Source organism: Pseudomonas sp. Teo4 (assembly GCF_034387475.1).
Classification (GTDB): Bacteria; Pseudomonadota; Gammaproteobacteria; order Pseudomonadales; family Pseudomonadaceae; genus Aquipseudomonas.
In genome coordinates, this window is sequence record NZ_JAXCIL010000001.1 from 2,981,455 (window position 1) to 3,004,848 (window position 23,394).

Below are 23,394 nucleotides of genomic sequence, written 5' to 3' on the forward strand. Positions count from 1 at the left end.
GACGACTCATGAGCCCTGAACCGCACGTTCGCCACCGCGCCCTTTGCGCACTCGCACCGCTGGCCCTGCTGGCCCTGCTCACGGCCAGCGCCTCGGCGCAGGCCGCCACGCCCAAGCCCGGCACAGTCTTCAAGGACTGCGAAAAGGGCTGCCCGGAAATGGTGGTGCTGCCCACCGGCTCGTTCATGATGGGCACTCCCGATGACGAAGTGGGCCGCCAGGCCGATGAAGGTCCGCTGCACAAGGTCACCTTCGACAAACCGTTCGCCATCAGCCGCTTCCAGGTCACCTTCGACGAATGGGATGCCTTCATCAAGGCCACTGGCTACAAGATGCCCAGTGGCGACGACCGCCCGGGCCGCCTGTGCCAGGCCGGCACCGCCACCCAGGGTGGACGCCCCACCTACGGCGGCAACCTGAAGGTGACCGGCAAGCACCCGGCCGTGTGCATGAACCTCAATGAAGTGCAGGACTATGTGGCCTGGCTGTCGAAGAAAACCGGCAAGCAATACCGCCTGACCAGCGAATCGGTGCGCGAGTATGCGGCCCGCGCTGGCAGCACCGGCCCATTCCCCTTCCCGTTCGATGAAGGCAAGGAATACAGCATCGCCAAGCATGCCAACACCTACGGCCCGGCCGATGGCTACAGCTACACAGCGCCAGTCGGCAGCTTCCCGGCCAATGCCTTCGGTGTGTACGACATGCACGGCAACATCTACGAGTGGACCGCCGACTGCAAGCACGACAACTATGTCGGCGCGCCGACCGACGGCAGCCCGTGGCTGGAGAAGGACTGCAAGTTCCAGAGCATTCGCGGCAACGACTACGGCGAAGCGCCGGTGTTCTCCCGCTCCGGCAACCGCAACGACCTCTACCCCAACGAGCGCGGCGACTGGATCGGGTTTCGTGTAGTGCGCGATCTCTGACCGAGCCCGAGGGAAAGCCCATCACTCGTGGGAGCTGGCGAAGCCTGCGATCGAGGGCACAGCCCTCGCATAAGCCGATAGTGGGGCCGCCGTGCGGCCCATCGCAGGCTCCGCCAGCTCCCACAGCGGTTATAGCCTCCCAGATTCCCGCTAAATTCCCCCGCCCACCAGTCGTCCTACAGGGAGCCCAAAGCCATTTTCCTAAGCGGAACCCTGCCCCATGACTCAGCCACCCCGCGGCGCCCTCAGCGAATTGTTCGCCCTGCTCAGACCCTTCTGGCCCATCGTCGCCCTCTCCATCGTCCTGGGCATGGTCGGCGGCCTCAGCGTCACCGCCCTGCTCGCCAGCATCAACACCGCCCTGCACAGTGACGGCAACATCACCAGCACCGCCATCGCCGCCTTCGCCGGCCTGTGCCTGCTGGCCCTGGCCTGCTCGATCAGCTCCGACATCGGTACCAACTACGTCGGCCAGAACATCATCGCCAAACTGCGCAAGGAACTGGGCGAGAAAACCCTCGCCGCCCCCATCGAGCAGATCGAACGCTACCGCAGCCACCGCCTGATCCCGGTGCTGACCCACGACGTCGACACCATCAGCGACTTCGCCTTCGCTTTCGCCCCGCTGGCCATCTCGATGACCGTCACCCTCGGCTGCCTGGGCTACCTGGCCATGCTGTCGTGGCAGATGTTCCTGCTGATGGTGGTGGCCATCGCCATCGGCAGCGTCGCCCAGTTCGTCGCCCAGGCCAGCGGCGGCCGTGGCTTCGCCGCCGCGCGTGAAGCCGAAGACACCCTGCAGAAGAACTACAGCGCCATCGCCGAAGGCGCCAAGGAACTGCGCATCCACCGCCCGCGCCGCAACCGCATGTTCAGCCAGGGCGTGCAGGCCACCGCCGACTTCATCTGCAAGACCCAGATCAAGGCCATCAACACCTTCGTGGTGGCCAAGACCTTCGGCTCGATGCTGTTCTTCGTGGTCATCGGCATGGCCCTGGTGCTGCAGTCGCTGTGGCCGAGCAACGACAAGACCGTGATGAGCGGCTTCGTGCTGGTGCTGCTGTACATGAAAGGCCCGCTGGAACACCTGATCGGCACCCTGCCCATCGTCAGCCGCGCCAAGGTCGCCTTCGCCCGCATCGCCCAGCTGTCCGAACAGTTCTCCTCGCCCGAACCGCACCTGCTGCTCGACGCCAAGGCCAGCAAGCCCGAGCCGGTGCACAGCCTGGAGCTGGTGAACGTGGGTTACGCCTTCCCGCCGGTCGAAGGCAGCGAGCCGTTCCGCCTGGGCCCGGTCAACCTGCGCATCGAACAGGGCGACATCATCTTCATCGTCGGCGAAAACGGCTGCGGCAAGACCACCCTGATCAAACTGCTGCTGGGCCTGTACGCCCCGCACCAGGGTGAGATCCGCCTCAACGGCAAGGCCATCGACCCCAGCAACCGCGACGAATACCGCCAGTTGTTCACCACCATCTTCGCCGACTACTACCTGTTCGACGACGTGGTCGAAGGCGACTTGCACATCCCCGACGACGCCAACCGCTACCTGCAACGCCTGGAAATCGGCCACAAGGTCAGCGTGCGCGACGGCAGCTTCACCACCACCGACCTGTCGACCGGCCAGCGCAAGCGCCTGGCCCTGATCAACGCCTGGCTCGAAGAGCGCCCGGTGCTGGTCTTCGACGAGTGGGCGGCGGACCAGGACCCGACCTTCCGCCGCATCTTCTACACCGAGCTGCTGCCCGACCTGAAACGGCTGGGCAAGACCATCATCGTCATCTCCCACGACGACCGCTACTTCGATGTGGCGGACCAGTTGGTGAGGATGAACAGCGGCAAAGTGAGCTCATCCCCCGTACCGGCCTGAGACGACAAAAAAAAATAGCGGCGAATTCTTTCCGGAATTTGCCGCTGAATGCGTCTTCTTATCAACAACCAAAAAATCTGCCGATAACTTACATGAGCATTTGAAATGTCGCCCGTCCACAAGCCCTTGAGCCTCGCCGGCTTCGTCATGCGCTGCACCCTTCGTCTCAAGCCTCTGCCACGCTTCGGCCTGCTGCTGGCACTGCCCATCGCAGCTCAGGTCCAGGCCCAGGAGGCCAGCTTCGATATCCCGGCCCAGTCGCTGGCCAGCGCCTTGCAAACCTTCGGTCGCCAGGCCGACATGCAGATCCTGTTCAACCCCGACGACGTCAGCGGCCTCACCAGCCAGGCGGTCAAGCAGCGTGCAGAACCTGCACGAGCACTGGCCCAGTTGCTCGGTGGCACCGGCATGACCTTCACCCTGCAGGGCAACCCGCAGGTGATCCTGCTGCGCAAGGGCAACAGCACCAACATGGAGCTGGCGCCAACCAACATCAGCGGCGCGGCCCTGGGCGACACCACCGAAGGCACCCATTCCTACGCCACCGGTACTTCCAATACCGCCACCAAGCTGCCCATGTCCCTGCGTGAAACGCCGCAGTCGGTCACCGTGGTCACCCGTCAGCGCATGGACGACCAGAACATGCAGACCCTCGACGACGTGATGAAGAACGCCACCGGTATCACCATCGTCAAGAACGGCGGCGAGCGTTCGATTTACCAGGCGCGCGGTCAGGAGGTAACCAACCTGCAGATCGACGGCGTACCGACCAACATCGGCAACCCCTACTCGATGGACGCCATGTCCAAGCCCAACACCGATATCTACGACCGCGTGGAAATCGTGCGTGGTGCCACCGGCCTGATGGAAGGCGCCGGCAACCCTTCGGCCTCCATCAACCTGGTCCGCAAGCGCCCTACCGCAGAGCCTCAGGCCCTGATCGAGACCTCGGTCGGCTCCTGGGACAACTACAAGACCATGGTCGATTTGTCCTCGCCGTTGAACGAAGCCGGCACCATTCGCGGTCGCTCGGTGATTTCGTACAACAATGCCAACAGCTACCTGGACACCGCCCAGAAAGAAAACCAGCTGTTCTACAGCATCATCGAGGCCGACCTGAACGAGTCGACCATGGCCACCATCGGCTTCACCTACCAGAAGGAACGTAACTCCGGTTACGACTGGTCGGGCCTGCCAACCCAGGAAAACGGCGAGTTCTACCCGGTCTCCCGTTCTACCTCGCTGACCGGCGACTGGAACCACCTGGACAAGCGCAACACCACCCTGTTCGCCGATATCCAGCACACCTTCGACAACGGCTGGAAAGGCGTCGTCGCTGTCAACCAGATGTGGAACAAGTCGGACTTCCTGGGCAACTACACCTTCCCAGGCGGTGGCACCGACCTGTTTACCCTCAATCCTCGGCACTTTCGCTACGACGACACCCAAACCAGCATCGACGGCTACTTCACCGGCCCGTTCCAGCTGCTCGGTCGTCAGCATGACCTGATCATCGGCGGCAACTGGAACAAGGACGACTTCGACTACCACGGCGGGCGCGATGCCACCTACCGCTATATCGTCGACATGAACAACCTCGATGCGTTCGACCCGCCCAAGCCGACCGAGTTGAACGTCAACCAGTGGAAGTACAACCGCACCCAGGAACAGAAAGGCATCTATGTCGCCAGCCGTTTCAGCCTGACCGACACCACCAAGTTCATTCTCGGCAGCCGCCTGAGCTGGTACAGCTTCGACACCCTGAGCGACACCAACGGTGTGCGTGAAGCCAGTGACTATGGCCACTTTTCCAAGAGCGGCGAAGTCACCCCGTACGCTGGCCTGATCCAGGAGCTGAACGAGAACTGGTCGGCTTACGCCAGCTACACCGAAATCTTCAAGCCGCAGGACAACCAGGCTGCCGACGGCAGCATGCTCAAGCCGATGACCGGCAGCAACTACGAGATCGGCCTGAAGGGCGAGTTCTTCGACAAGCGTCTGCAGACCTCCATCGCCGTCTTCCAGGCTGACCAGACCGGCCGCGCCGAACTGGTCTCCGAGACGATCTGCCCCGATGGCTGCTACCGCGCTTCCGACAAGGTCCGCAACAAGGGTATCGAGCTTGAGCTGAACGGTGAGATCCTGCCGGACTGGAACCTGTCGGCGGGTTACACCTACACCCAGTCCAAGTACATCGGCGGCGAGCAGAAGGGTGAAGACTTCAACGGCGCCTCGCCACGTCACCTGTTCAAAGTGGCCACCGACTACCGTCTGCCAGGCGCGCTCAACCACCTGCGTGTGGGCGGCAGCTTCTACGCCCAGAGCAAGATGACCCAGACCGAGGTTGGCGAGACCTACAAGATCCAGCAGGACGCCTACCACCTGACCAACCTGCACGCGATCTACGAGATCAACAAGAACCTCGAAGTTCAGTACAACCTGGATAACGTGTTCGACAAGAAGTACTACCAGACCTTGGGCAACCCCAACTACTGGAACTTCTACGGCGAGCCGCGCAACTTCAACCTGGCGCTGCGGGCCAAGTTCTGATCTAGCCTGACGTTCAATCCCATTGGGGCCGCTTTGCGGCCCATCGCAGGCTTCGCCAGCTCCCACGAGATGGACTGTCGCCAAAGGTTGGATTTGTGTCCAACTTCTTGGGGGGCAGTCCATCTCGTGGGAGCTGGCGAAGCCTGCGATGGGCTGCAAAGCAGCCCCAATCCCTCACCTAGTTCAGGCGCCGCTGCAACGCCTCGGCAATCACTTCCAACGCCTCTTCCGCCTCATCCACCAACGCATCCATGCGCATGAAGTCATGGGTCATGCCCTCATACACCCGCTCCTCCACCTCGACCCCCGCCGCCCGCAAGTGCGCGGCATAGGCACGCCCTTCGTCAACCAGCGGGTCGCACTCGGCAACCAGCAGCAACGCCGGCACACGCAGGCGCTCGGGTGCTTCGAGCAATGGCGAGAAGCGCGGGTCGAAGCGGTCTTCGGCGCTGCGCTGATAGTGCTGGTAGAACCACTCCAGGGTGTCGGCCTCCAGCAAATGCCCGGTGGCATAGCGCTGCACCGAATCGTGCCAGCGGCTGGCATCGGTGACCGGGTAGATCATCACCTGCAGGCGCGGCGCCACCGGCGCGTGGTTGGCCACCACAGTGGCCAGGCTGCCACCGACGCTGTCACCGGCAACCGCCAGGCGCGCGACATCGATGCCAACCTCAGCACCCTGGGCCTGCAACCACTGCCAGGCATCCAGGGCGTCCTCCACCGCGGTGGGGAAGCGCCACTGCGGCGCCAGCCTGTACGCAACCGACAACACCACGCAACCGGACAGCGCAGCCAGCGTGCGGCACAGCGCATCGTGGGAGTCCAGGCCTCCGACCACATAGCCACCGCCATGGAAATACAGCACCCCCGGCTGCAGACGATCACGGTCGATGCCCTGGGCACTGTACAGCCGTGCGGGCAGTCGCGTGCCGTCACGGGCCGGGATTTGCAGTTCTTCGATGAGTTCCAGGTCGTCGCCGCCCGCGCTCATCAGCAGCGACGATTGGTCGAACGCTTCGCGCGCCTGCTCAGGGCTGGCGGCGTGCATGGCCAGGGTCTTGCCTTCGGCGCGGCCGGCTTCGACCAGCTGCAGGTAAGCAGCGATATCAGGGTTCAGGGACATGGTGCGAATGCTCCAGGCCGGTCGGCGCAAGGCACGACCGGCGATTGAGAGGAAAAGGAAGGGGTCAGCAGAGGGTAACGGGCAGGGTCAGGGCATCCAGAGCATCTTCGAGCGCCGCGAGCAACGAAGCCTCGCGCGGGATTTCAAAGTGCCCGCACGGCAACACGTCGCCGGCCAATGGCTGGCCGATCTGCTCCGCCAAGGCCTGGCGCTCGGCATCGCGACCCGGGACCCACCAGCTGACGGGTTCTACAGCCACTTCGCGGCAGCGCGGCAACTGCACCGACAACTGCTTGAGCTTGCGGGCCACCACGAACACGTTGGCCAGCTCGTCGCTGCCCAACACCGCATAGGCCGAACGGGCAGCCTCGCCGGCATCGCGCTCGGCCACCATCTGCGCCATCAAGCGGCGAATGGCGTCGGGGCTTTCCGGCTCAGCAGCGGCAGGTACCCTGGCACCCGGCACCATCACCCCGGCGAAGGACTGCAAGTCCTCCAACCAGTCGTCCTGCACGCTGTGGCTGGCGGACGGCACGAAGCTGTCGAGCAGGCCGACGAAGGCAACCTGCTGGCCCTGCGCTTCCAGCTCGGCCGCCATCAGCAGCGCAAGGGTGCCACCCAGCGACCAGCCGGCCAGGTGATACGGCCCCTGGGGTTGTGCCTGACGCAAGTACGTCACGTAGTCCCGCGCCATGCTCTCCAGCGAGTCGTCCTGCCACTGCGCGTCGAGCAACATGCGGTTGCTGATGGCGATCAGCGTGCGCTTGCCGTTCAGGCGTCGGGCCAGCGGCTCGTAGTCGAACACGGTGCCGAACCCTGCGTGTACACAGAACAACGCCGGCCCTTGCTCGACAACACTGTTGAGCGTCAACAGCGGCGACGCCGAAGCGCTGTCATCGGCCCCCGTCAGCTGGCCGATGGTCGGTTTCTGCACCAGGTCGCGCAGCTTCAGGTTCAGCCCCAGCGCTTTCAGGCGGCGCGCCTTGGCGATCACCTGCAGGCTGAGAATCGAGTCGCCACCCAAGTCGTAGAAGTTGTCCGTCAGGCCCACCCGCTCGACCTTCAGCACCGCCTGCCAGATCTCGGCCAGGGCACGTTGCAGTTCGGTCTGCGGCGCGACGAAGTCATCGCCCTGGCGCACGGCTTCCGGCGCTGGCAGAGCCTTGCGGTCGACTTTGCCGTTGGGGGTCAATGGCAAGCTGTCGAGCACCACCCATTGGGCAGGCACCATGTAGTCCGGCAGGCTTTGCTGCAACTGCGCACGCAGCGCCTCGCACAGCCCCGCCGCCTGGCCGCCGGCCGCCACCACGTAGGCGACCAGTTGCTTGCCGCTGCCGCCCTCGCGGGCCACCACCACAGCATCGGCCACGGTCGGCGCCTGGCGCAGGCTGGCCTCGATCTCGCCCAGTTCGATACGGAAGCCACGAATCTTCACCTGGTTGTCGATACGGCCCAGGTAGTCGTAGACACCATCGGCGCGCTGGCGCACCAGGTCGCCGGTACGATACAGGCGGTCACCTGGGCCACCGAACGGGTCGGCGACGAAGCGCTCGGCGCTCTGCCCGGCACGGTCCAGGTAGCCACGGGCCAGGCCTTCGCCACCCAGGTAAAGCTCACCGGCAGCGCCCACCGGCAATGGGTTGAGGTCCTGGTCGAGAATGTACCCGACCCGTGCCCCGACACAACGCCCGATCGGCGCATAGGCCGCACCGCACGCCTCGCCTTCGGCCGCCTTCCACAGCAGTGGCGTCACCACCGTTTCGGTCGGGCCGTAGCCATTGATGATGTAGCGCGGCTGCAATGCCCGGCGCGCCTGGTCGTAACTGGCCTGCGGCACGGCATCGCCGCCGAAGCAGTAGACCCGCACCGCAGGCGGGTTACCGGCCTGCTCGGCATGTTCGGCCAGCTGTTGCAGGTAGGCCGGCGGGAACGCAGCCACGGTCACACCGTGGCGGTGCATGGCCTGATACGTCTGCTCCGGCGTCCACAGGGTGTCGTCGCGCAGCAACAGGCTGCCGCCGTGGGTCAGGGTGGTCAGCCAACGTTCGTGGGCACCGTCGAAGGCGAACGACATGAAGTGCAGTTCGCAGTCGTGCGGGGTCATCTCGTACAGCTCGCCAATGGCCTGGCAATGCATGGCCAGCGGGCCATGGCTGACCGCCACGCCCTTGGGTCGGCCGGTGGAGCCGGAGGTGTAGATCACGTAGGCCAGGCTGTGGGCATGCAGTTCAACCTGCGGCGCGCTGCGCGGCTGGTCGTCCAGCACCAGGGTGTCGAGGCTCAGCACCTGCAAGGTGGCCGGCACCGGCAGGCGCGGCAGCAGCGACGACTCGGTCAGCAGCAAGGCGATGCCGGAATCCTGAATCAGGTACTCCAGGCGCTCACGGGGGTAGTTGCTGTCCAGCGGCACATAACCTGCGCCGGCCTTGAGCACCGCCAGCAGGGCAATCACCTGCCCGGCATTGCGCGGCATCGCCACGCCCACGCGGATCTCCGGGCCAACGCCACGGGCGATCAGGGCATGGGCCAGGGCATTGGCCCGGCTGTCGAGTTCGGCGAAATCGAGCACCTGCTCGCCGACCCGTACGGCCGGCCGCTCGCCCTGGCTGAGGGCCAACTGGGCAATGCGCTGGTGCACCGGCAGCAAGGCCGGCTCGACCAGCGGCGCTGGCAAGCGGGCGGCGTCGAGCTGGGCCAGGCCTTCGGGCAGGCCGATCTCGCCCAGCAGGCGACCGGCATCGCTGGCCAGCAGCGCCAGCAAGCCCTGCATGTTGGCGCGAATCGATGCTACCGCGGCCTCGCTGAAGTGCTCGCGCATGTACATGTATTCGATCACCAGGCCTTCTTCGAGGGTGACCATCAGGTCCATCGGGAAGTTGGTCACACCGGCGCTTTCCAGGTCGCCGAAGCGCAGCGATTCACCGCTCCACTCGCGCAGGGTGCGGTCCACCGGCTGGTTTTCAAAGACGATGATGCTGTCGAACAGCGACTGGCCGCTGCGGCCCGACCAGCGCTGAATGTCGCTGAGCGGGGTGTACTCGTGCTCGCGCATTTCCAGGTTGTAGTCCTGCAGCGCGCGCAGCCATTGGCCAACCGACTGCCCCGGGACGATTTCCTGAATCACCGGCAAGGTGTTGATGAACAGGCCGAGAATGCGCTCGCTGTGCGCCAGGTTCGCCGGGCGGCCGGCCATGGTCGCGCCGAAGGCCACGGTACGCTGGCCGCTGTAACGGCTGAGCAGCAACAGCCAGGCACCTTGCACCAGGGTGTTGAGAGTGACCTGCTCGGCCTTGGCGAAGGCCTTGAGCTGTTCGGTGGCCTGGGCGTCCAGGCGGGTGTACAGGGCATGGTGGCCCTGCCCGGCCGGTTGCACCGGGAAGCCGTTGACCAGGTAGGTCGGCTCGTCCAGACGCGCCAGCTGACGGCGCCAGAAGCCTTCGGCGGCGTTGACGTCCTGGGCACGCAGCCAGGCGATGTAGTTGCCGTAGGCGACCACCGGCTCCAGCGTCTGCCCGGCATAGTGGGCCAGCACCTCGCCCATCAGCTGCGACGTGCTCCAGCCGTCGATCAGAATGTGGTGGTAGGTCCAGATCAGCTGATGGCTGTCTTCGCCGGTACGCACCAGCACCAGACGCTGCAGCGGCGGCGCTTCGAGGGCGAAGCCACGCTTGCGTTCGGCCTCGGCCAGGGCCTGCACCCGCGCCTCGACATTTTGCTCACCGCGCCAGTCGTGGGTGGTCAGCGGCACCGGCAGCTCGGCCATGACGAACTGCAGCGGCTCTTCCAGGTCCTGCCACAGGAAGCCGGTGCGCAGCACCGCGTGGCGCTGGCTTACGGCGGCCCAGGCGGCGGCGAAACGCTCGCCATCGAGGCCCTGCACCGGAATGCTCAGCTGGTTGACGTACAGGTCGGCCTCTGGGGTATTGAGGCCGAGGAACAGCATGCCCTTCTGCATCGGCGACAGGCTGTAGAGCGCCTCGACCCGCGCATGCTCGATTGGCAGGGCTGCCACTTTCGCATCGCTCAGGCCATGCAGCGGCACCTCGGCTACCGGTGCAGTCGGCGCTTGATCGCTGCTGCCACAGCACAGAGCCAGCTTCTCGATGGTCTGTTGCTGGAACAGGTCCTTGGCGCTGAAGGCGATACCTGCCTGGCGCGCGCGGCTGACCAGCTGGATGGAGATGATCGAGTCACCGCCCAGGGCGAAGAAGTTGTCGGTGACGCCCACCTGCTCCAGCCCCAGCACGTCCTGCCAGATCTGCACCAGGCTCGCCTCCAGGGCATTGCGCGGCGCCACCTGGGCAGCGGCGCCTGAAGCGGCATCCGGGCGCGGCAGGGCCTTGCGGTCGAGCTTGCCGTTGGGGCTGAGCGGCATGCGCGCCAGCACCAGGGTCTGGGTCGGCACCATGTAGTCCGGCAGGTCGCGCAGCAATGCCTGGCTCAGTGCCTCATGCAGGGCCTGCTGGCCTTGCACATCTTCCAGCAGGCTGACGTCGGTGGGCACCAGATAGGTGACCAGGCGCTTGCTGCCATTGAGCTCTACGGCAAGCACCACGGCTTCACGAACCTGTGGTTGCTCAAGCAGGCGCGATTCGATCTCGCCCAACTCGATACGCAAGCCACGGATTTTCACCTGATGGTCGGTACGGCCCAGGTACTCGATCACCCCATCGGCGCGCTGACGGCACAGGTCGCCGGTACGGTACAGGCGTGCACCCGCCACGAACGGGCTGGCCACGAAGCGCTCGGCGGTCAGTGCCGGGCGACGGTGATAGCCACGGGCAAGGCCGGTACCGGCCAGGTACAGCTCGCCGGTCACGCCGACCGGCACCGGTGCCAGTTCGCCGTCCAGCACATAGGTGGCCAGGTTGGCGATGGGTTGGCCGATCGGCACCGTATCGGCGCCTTCGTCACGGCACGTCCAGTGGGTGACGTCGATGGCCGCCTCGGTCGGGCCATAGAGGTTGTACAGCCCCGCCTGCGGCAGGCGCTCGAACACCCGCTGCTGGGTATCCACCTGCAGCGCTTCGCCACTGCACATGATCTGCCGCAGGCTGGCACAGCCCGACAGCTCGGGGTGCTGCATGAAGGCCTGGAGCATGGACGGCACGAAGTGCAAGGTGGTGACCTGCTGCGCTTCGATCAACGCCACCAGGCGCGCCGGTTCGCGGTGGTCGCCGGGCGCGGCCATGACCAGGCGCGCACCGGTCATCAGCGGCCAGAAGAACTCCCACACCGACACGTCGAAGCTGAACGGGGTTTTCTGCAACACACAGTCGTGAGCGGCCAACGGGTAGGCCTGCTGCATCCAGTACAGGCGGTTGCTCAGGCCCCGGTGCGGGTTGCCGGCGCCCTTGGGCTTGCCGGTGGAGCCGGAGGTGTAGATGACATAGGCGAGGTTTTCCGGGCTCAGCGCGACCTGCGGGTCGGCCAGCACCTTGCCATCGAGCGCGTCGGCATAGCCGTCCAGCGTCAGGATGCGCACAGCCTCACCCACCGGCAACCCGGCACGCAGATGAACCTGGGTCAGCAGCAGCTCGATGCCGCTGTCCTCGATCATGTAGGCCAGGCGGTCCTGCGGGTACTCGGGGTCGAGCGGCACGTAGGCGCCACCGGCCTTGAGGATGGCCAACAAGGCGATGACCATCTCCAGGCTACGCTCGGCAGCCACGCCGACCAGCACGTCCGGCCCTACGCCACAGGCGGCCAGGTCGTGAGCCAGGCGGTTGGCGCACTGGTTGAGCGCGGCGTAGCTCAAACTGCGCTCACCACTGACCAAGGCTATCGCTTGCGGCTGCGCCTGGGCCTGACGCTCGAACAGGCGGTGCACGGCAAATTCGTCGGGGTAACGCACGTCGGTGGCGTTCCACTGCCGGACGACGCAGTCATACTCGTCGGCTTCCAGCACCTGGAACTCGCCAAGGGCACGCTCGGCATCGCCGCTCATTTGCAACAGCAGGCGCGCCATCTGGCCAAGCAGGCGCTCGACACTGGTTTGGCCGACGCAGGCACGGTCGTAGCTGATGTTGAACGACAGGGTCTGGCCCAGGTTCACCGCCAGGGTCAGCGGGTAGTTGGTCTGTTCGTGGACATCGACGTCGCCGAATTCCAGGCTTTGCGGCGCGCCTTCCTGCAAGGCTTGCGACACCGGGTAGTTCTCGAACACCAGCAGGTTGTCGAACAGTGCCTGCCCTTCCAGGCCAGCCCAGCGCTGCACATCGAACAGCGCGGTGTGCTCGTGTTCACGCAGCGCCAGGTTGTCGTCCTGCAGGGCTTGCAGCCAGGCGCCCAGGCGCAGGTCCGGGCGAATCGGCGCGATCACCGGCAGAGTGTTGATGAACAGGCCGATCTGTTGCTCGACGCCCTTCAACTCAGCCGGGCGGCCCGCCACGGTGGCACCGAAGACCACGGTGTCGAGGCCGGTATAGCGCTGCAACAGCAGCAACCAGGCAGCCTGCACCAGCGTGTTGAGGGTAACCCGCTGCTGGCGGGCGAAGTCGGCCAGTTGCTGGGTGGTAGCCTGGTCCAGCAGACGGGCGCAGTGGCCGTGGCCGCTCAGGCCCGGCAGCTTGCCGCCGGCCAAGGCCGGCACCAGGCGGGTCGGCTCGCCCAGGTGGCGCAATTGCCCGTCCCAGAACGCCTTGCCTCGTACCGCGTCACGCTGCTGCAGCCAACCGATGTAGTCGCGGAAACGCCCAGGTTGGCGCTGGGCAGGCTGGCCGGCGTAGTGCTGCAGCACCTCGCCCAACAGTTGCGAGTTGCTCCAGCCATCCATCAGCACGTGGTGGTTGGTGTAGACCACCTGGTAGCTGTCCTCGCCGGTGCGCACCAGCACCAGGCGCAGCAGTGGCGCCTGGGCGACGTCAAAGCCGCGCTCGCGCTCGCTGGTCAGCAGCGCGGCCAGGCGCGCCGGCTGGTCGGCTTCGTGGCGCCAGTCGTGTTCGGCGAATGGCAGTTGCAGGTGCTTGCGCACCACTTGCACCGGTTGCTCGAACAGACCGCCCCAGACAAAGCCGGTGCGCAGAATATCGTGACGCTCGAGCATGGCCTGCCAGGCCTGCGCGAATCGCTGCGGGTCGAGACCACGCACTTCCAGACACAGCTGGTTGATGTAATGCCCGTCGCCCTGCTCGTACAGGCTGTGGAACAGCATGCCTTGCTGCATCGGCGACAGCGGGTAGATGTCTTCGATCTGCCCTGCCTCAAGGTCCAGGCTGTCGAGCTGCGCCTGGGTCAGGCGGGCCAACGGGAAGTCCGACGGGGTCACGCCCTGGCTGCCGGCCTGGCAGCAATGCTCCACCACGCGCCGCAGGGCAACGCCGTAGGCATCGGCCAGGGCCTGCATGGTCTGCTGCTCGAAGCGCTCGCCGCTGAAGGTCCAGTTCAGGCTCAGCTCGCCGTCATAGACGCGGCCGTTGACGGTCAACCAGTTGCCCAGCGGTGCCGACGGGCTTTGCTCCTCGCCCGCCGACTCCGGCGCCGGGGTGAACAGTGCGCCCTGCTCGGCATCGAAGCTGCCGTCGAACTGGCCGAGGTAGTTGAAGGTCACCCGCGGCACCGGCAGCGCCTCGATGGCCTGGCGCACGTCGGCACCCGCCAGGTAGCGCAGCACACCAAAGCCCAGGCCCTTGTCGGGCGCTGCGCGCAGTTGTTCCTTGATGCGCTTGATCGAGCTGCCGAGGTCGGCCGCTGGGGTCAGGTGCACCGGGAACACGCTGGTGAACCAACCGACGGTGCGGGTCAGGTCGATCGCATCGTCCAGCGTCTCACGGCCGTGGCCTTCCAGCTGGATCAGCGCCGAGCCATGCCCACTCCAGTCGCACAGCACCTGGGCCAGGGCGGTCAGCAGCAGGTCGTTGACCTGAGTCCGGTAGGCCGCCGGGGCGCGTTGCAGCAGTTGGCTGGTGAGGCCTTTGTCGAGCACGGTGTGCACGCTCACGGCATGGCGCTTTTCCTGGCTGGCCGACAGGTTGCGGCACGGCAAGCCCTCAGGGGCGCCCTGCAGGCGTTGCTGCCAGCCTTCGAGTTCCTGCAGCAAACGTGGGCTGTGGGCGTGTGCCTGAAGCTGGGCGGCCCAGGCCTGGTAGGCACTGGTCTTGGCCGGCAGGCGTACTGCCTGGCCCTGGACGATCTGCTGGTAGGCGCTTTGCAGGTCCTCGAACAGGATGCGCCACGACACGCCATCCACCACCAGGTGGTGCACCGCCAGCAGCAACCGCTGGCTGCCATCGGGCAAGGTGGCCAACACCGCACGCACCAGTTCGCTGCTGGCCAGGTCGAGGCTAGCCTGGGCCTGGTTGGCCACGGCATCGAGCGCGTCGAGCGAGTCCGGGCTGACCTGCCACAGCAGTTGCGGGCGTGGGCCCGGTTCGCCATGGTTGGCACTCCACACACCGTTTTGCTCGACGAAGCGCAGGCGCAGCGCGTCATGGTGCGCGAGCAGCGCATCCAAGGCCTGGCCCAGCGCTGCGGGGTCCAGTGGCTGCTGCGGTTGCAGCAGCACGGCCTGGTTCCAGTGGTGACGCTCGGCCATCGGCTCGGCGAAGAATGCCTGCTGCACCGGCAGCAGCGTGATCGGGCCGGTCACCGGCCCTTGGTCGACCTGGGCGATACCGTCATCGACCTGGGCCACCGTCGCCAGGCCTTCCACGGTCTGGTGCAGGAACAGGTCCTTGGGGGTGAAGCGAATGCCGATCTGCCGCGCCCGGCTCACCACCTGGATGGAGATGATCGAGTCGCCGCCCAGCTCGAAGAAGTTGTCGCTCAGGCCGACGCGTTCAAGCTTGAGCACGGTCTGCCAGATCTCGGCGATGCGCTGCTCCAGTTCGGTACGCGGCGCCACGTAGGTTTGCTGCAGCAGGCTGGCGTCCGGCTTGGGCAAGGCCTTGCGGTCGAGCTTGCCGTTGGGGGTGACCGGGAAACGCTCAAGGAACAGGATATGCGCCGGCACCATGTAGTCAGGCAGCAGCGCCTTGAGCTGGCCGCGCAGGCGCTCGGCCAGGCCCTCGCGGGCTGTGTCCGGCTGGGCGATCACGTAGCCGATCAGCTGTTTGCCGGTATTGCCGTCCTGGGCCGCGACCACGGCGTCGGCCACCTCGGCCAACCCTTGCAGACGGGCTTCGACCTCACCGAGCTCGATACGGAAACCACGGATCTTGACCTGGTTGTCGATGCGGCCGAGGTAGTCGAACACGCCGTCCTGACGCTGGCTGACCAGGTCGCCGGTACGGTACAGGCGACCGCCCTGGCCATCGAACGGGTCGGGCACGAAGCGTTCGGCAGTCATCGAAGGCCGGTCCAGGTAACCCCGGGCCAGCCCTTCGCCGCCCAGGTACAGCTCGCCCTTGGCGCCCGGCGGCAGCAGGTTCAGTTCGAGGTTGAGAATGCAGGTGCGGCGGTGGCCGATACGGGTGCCGATCGGGGCGTAGGCAGCCGCGCAGACATCGCTCGCCGCCGCCTTCCAGATCAGCGGCGTGACCACGGTTTCGGTGGGGCCGTAGCCGTTGATGATGTACTGCGGGCGCAACACTCGCTTGACCAGTTCGAAACTGGCCTGGGGCACCGCGTCGCCACCAAAGCAGTAGACGCGCACCGCCGGCGGGTTGCCCTCGCGCTCGGCATGCTCGGCCAGCTGTTGCAGGTACACCGGCGGGAATGCCGCCACGGTCACGCCGTGTTCGTGCATCTGCCGGTAGGTCTGTTCCGGGGTCCACAGGCTGTCGTCGCGCACCAGCAGGCGTGCGCCGTGGGTCAGCGCGGTCAGCCAGCGCTCCTGGGCACCGTCGAAGGCGAACGACATGAACAGCAGTTCGCAATCATCGGCACGCATCTCGTAGCGCTCGCCGATGGCGCGGCAGTGCATGGCCAGCGGGCCATGGCTGACCGCCACGCCCTTGGGCAGGCCGGTGGAGCCGGAGGTGTAGATCACATAGGCCAGGTTGCGCGGGTCGATGTCCACCTCGGGCGCCTGGGGCGGCAAGGCACTCAGGTCGAGGCTGTCGAGCAGCAGCACGGCGACCTGCTCGGGCACCGGCAGCTGCGCTTGCAGGCTAGTGTCGGTGAGCAGCAGGCCGATGCCGGCATCGCCCATCAGGTAGGCCAGGCGGTCGCGGGGGTACTGGCTGTCCAGCGGCACGTAAGCGCCGCCCGCCTTGAACACCGCCAGCAGGGCCACGATCAGGTTTTCGCTGCGTGGCAAGGCCACCGCCACCCGGGTTTCCGGGCCGACGCCACGGGCGATCAGGGCATGGGCCAGGCGGTTGGCCTGTTGGTCGAGCTGGGCGAAGGTCAGGGTCCGCCCGCCAAACACCACCGCCGGGGCATCCGGGGTGAGACGCGCCTGTTCGGCAATGCGCTGGTGCACCAGCGGCGCCTGGACATCGCTCTGCGGCTGGCCATCGAGCAGCAGGGTGCGCTGTTCGGCGTCACTTAGCAGCGGCAACGCCCCCAGGGTTTGTGCTGGGTTGGCGGCGATGCCCTGCAGCAGGTTGAGCCAGTGGTCCACCAGACGCTGGGCGGTGGCCGGGCTGAACAGGTCGGTGGCGTAGACCAGCTTGGCCGACAGCCCTTCGGGGCCTTCGACGGTGTCCAGGGTCAGGTCCAGGTGGGCGCTGCGGATCTCCCAATCCAGGCCCTCCACGCTCAGGCCCGGCAACTGGCCCAGCGACTGGCCGGCGCCCTTGCCCGCGCTCTGGTGGTTGTACATCACCTGGAACAGCGGGTTGTAGCTGAGGCTGCGCTCAGGCTGCAAGGCTTCGACCAGTTGCTCGAACGGCAGCTCCTGATGCTGCTGGGCTTGCAAGGTGGTGGCACGCACCTGGGCGAGCAGGTCGAGGAAGCTCAGCTCGCCATGCAGTTCGGCTTTAATGATTTGGGTGTTGACGAAGAAGCCGATCAGACGCTCGGTTTCCACGCGGTTACGGTTGGCCAGCGGTACACCGATGCGGATGTCCTGCTGGCCGCTGTAGCGGTACAACAGGGTATGGAACGACGCCAGCAGCAGCATGAACAGGCTGGCGCCTTGCTGCTGCGCCAATGCCGAGAGCTGGTCGCTGAGCGCGCGGCTGAACGGCACCTGCAGGCGTGCGCCCTGCATGCTCTGCACCGCCGGGCGCGGGTAATCGGTGGGCAGTTCCAGCACGGGCTGGGTCGCGCCGAGCTGTTCACGCCAGTAGGTCAACTGGCGTTCCTGCTCGCCGGCTTCCATCCAGTGACGCTGCCAGATGGCGTAGTCGGCATACTGGATCGGCAACTCCGGCAAGTCGACGCTGCCACCGGTGCTGAGCGCGGCATACACGCGGATCAGCTCGTCGACCATGATCTGCATCGACCAACCATCGGAGACGATATGGTGCTGGGTCAGCACCAGTACATGGTCGTCGTCGGCCAGGCGCAGCAGCTTGACCCGCAGCAACGGGCCGGTGCCCAGGTCGAATGGGCGCTGGGTCTCCTCCTCCACCGCGGCGCGAATCTGCCGGTCGCGTTGCTCAGGGTCGGCCGAGCAGGCCAGCGGCTCGGCGACGATGTTCGGCGCGCTGGGCTCGGCGATCACTTGCACCGCCTGGCCATCGTGCTCGTGGAAAGTGCTGCGCAGCGGCTCGTGGCGGGCGATCAGGTGGGCGAAGGCGCCTTCGAGCGCCGCCAGGTCGAGGGCGCCATGCAGGCGCAACGCACGCGGAATGGCATAGGCGCTGCTGTGCGGCTCCATCTGCCAGATGAACCACTGGCGCTGCTGGGCGAACGACAGCGGCACATGCTCGAACTGGGCACGGGTGCGGGGGATGGGCAGGTTGGCCGGGGAAATGCCTTCCTGAGCCATTTTCTGCAAGTAGATCCGGCGTTTTTCCAGCGGTAGCAGGATGAAGCGCTCGGCGATCTTCAGTGCAGCTGCTTTATTGTCCATCATGCTTCATCCACCTCATCCAGCAAACTTTCCAGTCGATTCAAACGGTCCGCATCCAGCACGCCGGCGGGCGGTTCCAGGTGATCGACGAATTCATTGAGTACAGGGAACTGGAACATCAGCTGCGGTGCAGCGCCGATGCCCAGCTCCAGTTGCAGGCGCGACAGCACGCCCATGACCAGCAGCGAATGGCCGCCCAGTTCGAAGAAGTTGTCGCCCAGCCCTACCCGCTCGACCTTGAGCACGTCCTGCCAGATCTGCGCGACCTGTTCCTGCAGGGGGGTCTGCGGTGCCTGGTAGGCCACGCGGGCGGCATCCAGGTCCGGGGCAGGCAGGGCCTGGCGGTCGAGCTTGCCGTTGGCGGTCAGCGGCAGGGCTGCAAGGCTCACCACGTGGGCCGGAATCATGTGTTCGGGCAGGTGCTGGCGCAGGTAGGCCTGCACCTGCTCACGCAGCACACCTGCGTCCGCTGGCGCCACCACATAGGCCACCAGCTGCTTGCCCTGCTCGGTGTCACGGGCCACCACGGCGGCATCGACCAGTAGTGCCATGCCGCGCAGGCAGGCACCGACTTCACCGGGCTCGACCCGGTAACCGCGGATCTTCACCTGGTCATCGATACGGCCAAGGGTTTCAATCGCACCGTGGTGGATGCGTACCCGGTCGCCCGTGCGGTACAGCCGCTCGCCGTTGCTGGCTTGCGGGTCCGGAACAAAGCGCTCGGCGGTCAGCCCAGGGCGGCCCAGGTAGCCTCGGGCCAGGCTCGGCCCGCCCACGTACAGCTCGCCATGAACCCCTTCGGCCACCGCCTGCAGGTTGGCGTCCAGCAGTTGCAGGCGCACGTTGAGCAGCGGGCGCCCCAAGGGCACGCCCGGCAATTGCGCAGCCGCCGGCAGTTCAGTGGCCAGCACACCGATGGTGGTTTCGCTCGGGCCATAGTGGTTGACCACCCGGCACGCCGGCGCCAGTTGCTGAACCTGTGCCAGCAGTTCGACGCTGCTGGCTTCGCCACCCAGCACCAGGCAACGACGCGGCAGCACCTGGGCCGGCTCGGCCACCTTGAGCAACGATTGCAGGTGCGATGGCACCAGCTTGATGAAGTCGATCGCCTCGCGGCTCATGTACTGCGCCATGCCCTGGGCGTCCATGGCCAGTTGCTCGTCGAGCAGGTGCAGGCTGCGACCACTGCACAGGGCTGCGAACAGGGTGGTGTAGCCCAGGTCGGCGGCCAAGGTGGAGGCCAGCGCCATGCGCTCTACCCCTTCCAATGGCAGCAGCGCCAGTGCAGAAGCCAGGTAGTCGGCCAACGCGCCCTGGCTGACCAGCACGCCTTTTGGCCGGCCTGTGGAGCCGGAGGTGAAAATCACATAGGCGGCCAACTCGGTATCGCGCTGTACGGCATTCAGCGAACCACCTTGCGGCAACTGGGCGAGCTCTTCGAAGGCCAGGCCACGCACCGCAGGCAAGGTGGCGTGCTCGATCAGCCAGGCAGCCGGCCCCAGCAGCAGGCTCGCCTGGCTGTCTTCGAGCATCTGCCGGGTGCGCGCAGGTTGTGCGCGCAGGTCCAGCGGCAGGAACGCCGCACCGGCCTTGAACGCCGCCAGCAGGCCGACCACGAACTGCGCCGAACGCTCGGCGGCAATCGCCACCACACGTTCCGGGCCGATACCGTTGGCTTGCAGGTGCACGGCCAGGTCCACAGCGCGATGGTTCAGTTCGCCGTAGCTGAGGTGCTGTTCACCACACACCAGCGCGACCTTGGCTGGATTAGCTCGTGCCTGTTCTTCGAACAGCTGCAAGGCCTGCGACGTCTGGCTGTCGGCCCGCACGTCGCCCTGGCACAACATAGCCAGTGCCTGACGCGACGCCTCGCTGCCCAATCGCGGCTCCCCGAGCGGCTGGCCGGCGTCGGCCACCATCGCCTGCAACAGACGCTGCCAGTCAGCCAGCAGGCGCTGGGCGGTGGCCAGGTCGAACTGGTCGGCGGCATATACCAGGGTGGCGATCACACCCTCGGGGGCTTCGACGGTTTCAAGGTTGAGGTCGAACTTGGCCTCTTGAACGTCGGCGGCCAAGGTTTCGATATTCAGCCCGGCCACCACCGGGCCTTGTGCCTGGGCACCCTGGGCACGGTGGTTGAACAGCACCTGGAACAACGGGGTATGGCTCAGGCTGCGCTCAGGCTGCAAGGCTTCGACCAACTGTTCGAACGGCAGGTCCTGATGGTCCTGGGCCTGCAAGGTGGTCTGGCGCACCTGCTCGATCAGTTGCCCGAACGGCAGACGGCCATCGACACTGGCACGCATGACCAAGGTGTTGATGAACACCCCGAGCAGGCCCTCGGTTTCCTGGCGGTTGCGGTTGGCCACCGGCACACCGACGCGAATATCGTCCTGGCCGCTGTAGCGGTGCAGCAGCGCCTGGAAACCGGCGAGCAGCACCATGAACAAGGTCGCCTGGTGACGCTGGGCGAGCTGGCGCAGGCCGTCGCTCAAATGCGCGTCCAGTTGCAGTTCAAGCTGCCCGCCACGGTGGCTGGGCTGGGCCGGGCGCGCACGGTCGCCGGGCAGTTGCAGCACAGGCTGCTGCTCGCCCAGTTGTTCACGCCAGTACTGCAACTGACGCTCGCGCTCGCCGCCCTCCATGCGCTGGCGCTGCCACAGGGCGTAGTCGGCGTACTGGACCGGCAAGGCGGCAAAGCCTGGATCACGGCCTTCGACCTTGGCGGCGTAGCTGCGCACCAGCTCATCGACCATCACCTGCATCGACCAACCGTCAGAGACGATGTGATGCTGGGTCAGTACCAGCAGGTGCTCCTGCGCCCCCAGCGGCAACAGGGCTACACGCAGCAACGGGCCGTTGACCAGGTCGAACGGCTGACGCACCTGCTCATCGATGAAGCGGCTAACAGGCGTGCTTTCGTCGGCCAGGGCGTGTACCTGAATCTGCACCGGCAGCGTGGCATGCACCACCTGACGCACACCGTCGGCGTCATGGGCGAAGGTGGTGCGCAGCGGCTCGTGGCGAGCGATCAGGTTGTCGAAGCTGGCGCGCAGGGCCTGGATGTCCAGCACGCCACGCAGGCGCAGGGCGCGCGGCAGGTTGTAGGCGGCGCTGTAAGGCTGCATCTGCCAGAGGAACCACAAGCGCTCCTGTGCGTACGACAACGGCAACACGCCTTCACGCGGCGCTCGGGTGATACGTGACCCGCCGCTCGACTGCAAGGCTTCGAGCATGGCGGCTTGGGCTTGCAGGGTGCTGTTTTCGAAGACCTGGCGCAGGCTGGCCTCGCGCCCCAGTTCGTCACGAATGCGCGACACCAGCTGGGTAACCAGCAGCGAATGCCCGCCCAGGTCGAAGAAGTTGTCGTGCAGGCCGACCCGTTCCAGCTTGAGCAAGGTTTGCCAGAGGGCGGCCAGTTGCTGCTCCAGCACGGTACGCGGCGCCACGTAGGCCTGTTGCCATTGGCTGGCGTCCGGCTTGGGCAGTGCCTTGCGGTCCAGCTTGCCGTTGGGGGTCAGCGGCATGGCTGCGACGAACATCATCTGCGCGGGCACCATGTACTCCGGCAATTGCGCCTTGAGCCGGCCCTTGAGCTGCTCGCGAACGGCATGCTGGATGGCGCTGTCGGCCTGGGCCAACGCCGGGTCGTGCGCCACGACATAGCCCACCAACTGGTCGCCGCCAATACCTGGCTGAGCGACCACAGCCACCTCGCGTACCGCTTCGCAGCCCAGCAGGGCCGACTCGATCTCGCCCAGTTCGATACGGAAACCGCGAATCTTCACCTGGTGGTCGGCGCGACCGATGTATTCGTACTCGCCGCCAGCGTTCAGCCGCGCCACGTCACCGGTGCGGTACAACCGCTCGCCCTTGTCGGAGAACGGGTTGGGCAGGAAACGCTCGGCGGTCAGCGAGGCGCGGTTGAGGTAACCACGGGCCAGGCCCTGGCCGCCGATCATCAGCTCACCGGCCACACCCTCGGGCACCGGGCTGAAGTCAGCACCCACCACATACAGTGCGGTGTTGCCAATCGGTTGGCCAAGCAGTGGCCGTGGATGCTCGGCATCCAGACGGTAGCGCGCCGACCAGATGGTGGTTTCGGTCGGGCCATAGAGGTTCCAGACCGGGCCGATGGCCTGCAGCATGCGCGCGGCCAGCTCTGGCGCCAGCGCCTCGCCGCCGCACAGGCACTTGCAGCCTGCCAGTGCCTGGGTGTCGCCATGGTCGAGCAGCATGCGCCAGGTCGACGGCGTGGCCTGCAACGCGGTCACCGACCAGCGCCGCGCCAGTGCCAAGGCGGCCGCCGGGTCCTGGGCGATGTCCTTGCCGGCCAGCACCACCTGGGCGCCACGGGTCAACGGCACGTACAACTCCAGGCCGAAGATGTCGAACGAGAAGGTGGTCAGCGACAGCATTCGGTCGCTGGCGTCCAGGCCAGGTTGCTGCGCCATGCTGGCGACGAAGTTGGCCAGGGCGTGGTGGCTGATCACCACGCCTTTGGGGTTGCCGGTGGAGCCGGAGGTGTAGATCACATAGGCGGCAGAATCGGCGGGCAAGTGCAACTGCGGGTCGTCCTGTGCCAGCGCGGCTTCCGGCAGGCGGTCCAGGCACAACAGCTGCGGGCCACGACCTTCGAAGCGCGGCGCCAGGGCTGCGTGGGTCAGCAGCAGGCCCATGCCGCTGGCCTCGATCATGTAGTCCAGGCGCGCCTGCGGGTAGGCCGGGTCCAACGGAATGTAGGCGCCGCCCGCCTTGAGGATGGCCAGCAGGCCGACCACCAGGTCGACCCCGCGCTCGACCGACAGGCCCACCATCACTTCAGGGCCAACACCCAGGGCAATCAGGCGATGGGCCAATTGGTTGGCGCGCAGGTTCAGTTCGGCGTAGCTCAAAACCTGCTCGGCAAAGGCCAGCGCCGGGGCATCCGGGGTGCGCGCCGCCAGGGCGGCGAACTGCTGGTGCACCGGCAATGCCGGCACGGCCATGGCCGTGGCGTTGTTGCCGTGAACCAGTTGCTGCC

The 23,394-nt window shown here is 66.2% G+C and carries 6 protein-coding genes and 1 pseudogene; 3 read left to right on the forward strand and 4 right to left on the reverse strand.

The window, feature by feature from the left end; genetic code table 11:
• The first annotated feature begins 8 nt into the window (after positions 1-8).
• From PspTeo4_RS13495 to PspTeo4_RS13505, 3 genes are all read left to right on the forward strand, one after another.
• Positions 9-926, forward strand: a complete 918-nt coding sequence (locus PspTeo4_RS13495) for a formylglycine-generating enzyme family protein (protein WP_322364280.1) — start codon at positions 9-11, stop codon at positions 924-926.
• A 220-nt stretch (positions 927-1,146) separates the two neighbouring features.
• Positions 1,147-2,796, forward strand: coding sequence for a cyclic peptide export ABC transporter (locus tag PspTeo4_RS13500; protein WP_322364282.1), 1,650 nt, complete (start codon positions 1,147-1,149; stop codon positions 2,794-2,796).
• A gap of 105 nt (positions 2,797-2,901) precedes the next feature.
• The gene (locus PspTeo4_RS13505) at positions 2,902-5,346 is read left to right on the forward strand and encodes a TonB-dependent siderophore receptor (RefSeq protein ID WP_322364283.1); all 2,445 of its coding nucleotides are present in this window, start codon (positions 2,902-2,904) and stop codon (positions 5,344-5,346) included.
• A 178-nt stretch (positions 5,347-5,524) separates the two neighbouring features.
• Here the strand turns inward: PspTeo4_RS13505 and PspTeo4_RS13510 are convergent, their stop codons facing one another.
• The 4 genes and pseudogenes from PspTeo4_RS13510 to PspTeo4_RS29910 all read right to left on the reverse strand — a co-directional run.
• A complete protein-coding gene (locus tag PspTeo4_RS13510; protein ID WP_322364285.1) occupies positions 5,525-6,469 on the reverse strand; it encodes an alpha/beta hydrolase in 945 nt (314 codons plus the stop codon).
• Positions 6,470-6,533: 64 nt separating this feature from the next.
• Positions 6,534-18,371, reverse strand: coding sequence for an amino acid adenylation domain-containing protein (locus PspTeo4_RS13515; protein ID WP_416196954.1), 11,838 nt, complete (start codon positions 18,369-18,371; stop codon positions 6,534-6,536).
• Positions 18,371-20,290 (reverse strand): amino acid adenylation domain-containing protein, encoded by a 1,920-nt coding sequence (locus tag PspTeo4_RS29905; RefSeq protein ID WP_416196955.1) that lies wholly within the window; start codon positions 20,288-20,290, stop codon positions 18,371-18,373. The genes PspTeo4_RS13515 and PspTeo4_RS29905 overlap by 1 nt, the downstream gene beginning before the upstream one ends.
• Positions 20,282-23,359, reverse strand: a pseudogene (locus tag PspTeo4_RS29910) (amino acid adenylation domain-containing protein); the annotation flags it as partial. The pseudogene PspTeo4_RS29910 and the gene PspTeo4_RS29905, both read right to left, overlap by 9 nt.
• Positions 23,360-23,394 lie beyond the last annotated feature (35 nt).

What these genes read in the sequence shown, in the direction of transcription:
- PspTeo4_RS13500 (WP_322364282.1), top strand. Translation starts at nt 1,147, where the DNA reads ATGACTCAGCCACCCCGCGGCGCCCTCAGCGAATTGTTCGCCCTGCTC.
- PspTeo4_RS13505 (WP_322364283.1), top strand. Translation starts at nt 2,902, where the DNA reads ATGTCGCCCGTCCACAAGCCCTTGAGCCTCGCCGGCTTCGTCATGCGC.
- PspTeo4_RS13495 (WP_322364280.1), top strand. Translation starts at nt 9, where the DNA reads ATGAGCCCTGAACCGCACGTTCGCCACCGCGCCCTTTGCGCACTCGCA.
- PspTeo4_RS13515 (WP_416196954.1), bottom strand. Translation starts at nt 18,371, where the DNA reads ATGGACAATAAAGCAGCTGCACTGAAGATCGCCGAGCGCTTCATCCTG.
- PspTeo4_RS29905 (WP_416196955.1), bottom strand. Translation starts at nt 20,290, where the DNA reads ATGGTGGCCGACGCCGGCCAGCCGCTCGGGGAGCCGCGATTGGGCAGC.
- PspTeo4_RS13510 (WP_322364285.1), bottom strand. Translation starts at nt 6,469, where the DNA reads ATGTCCCTGAACCCTGATATCGCTGCTTACCTGCAGCTGGTCGAAGCC.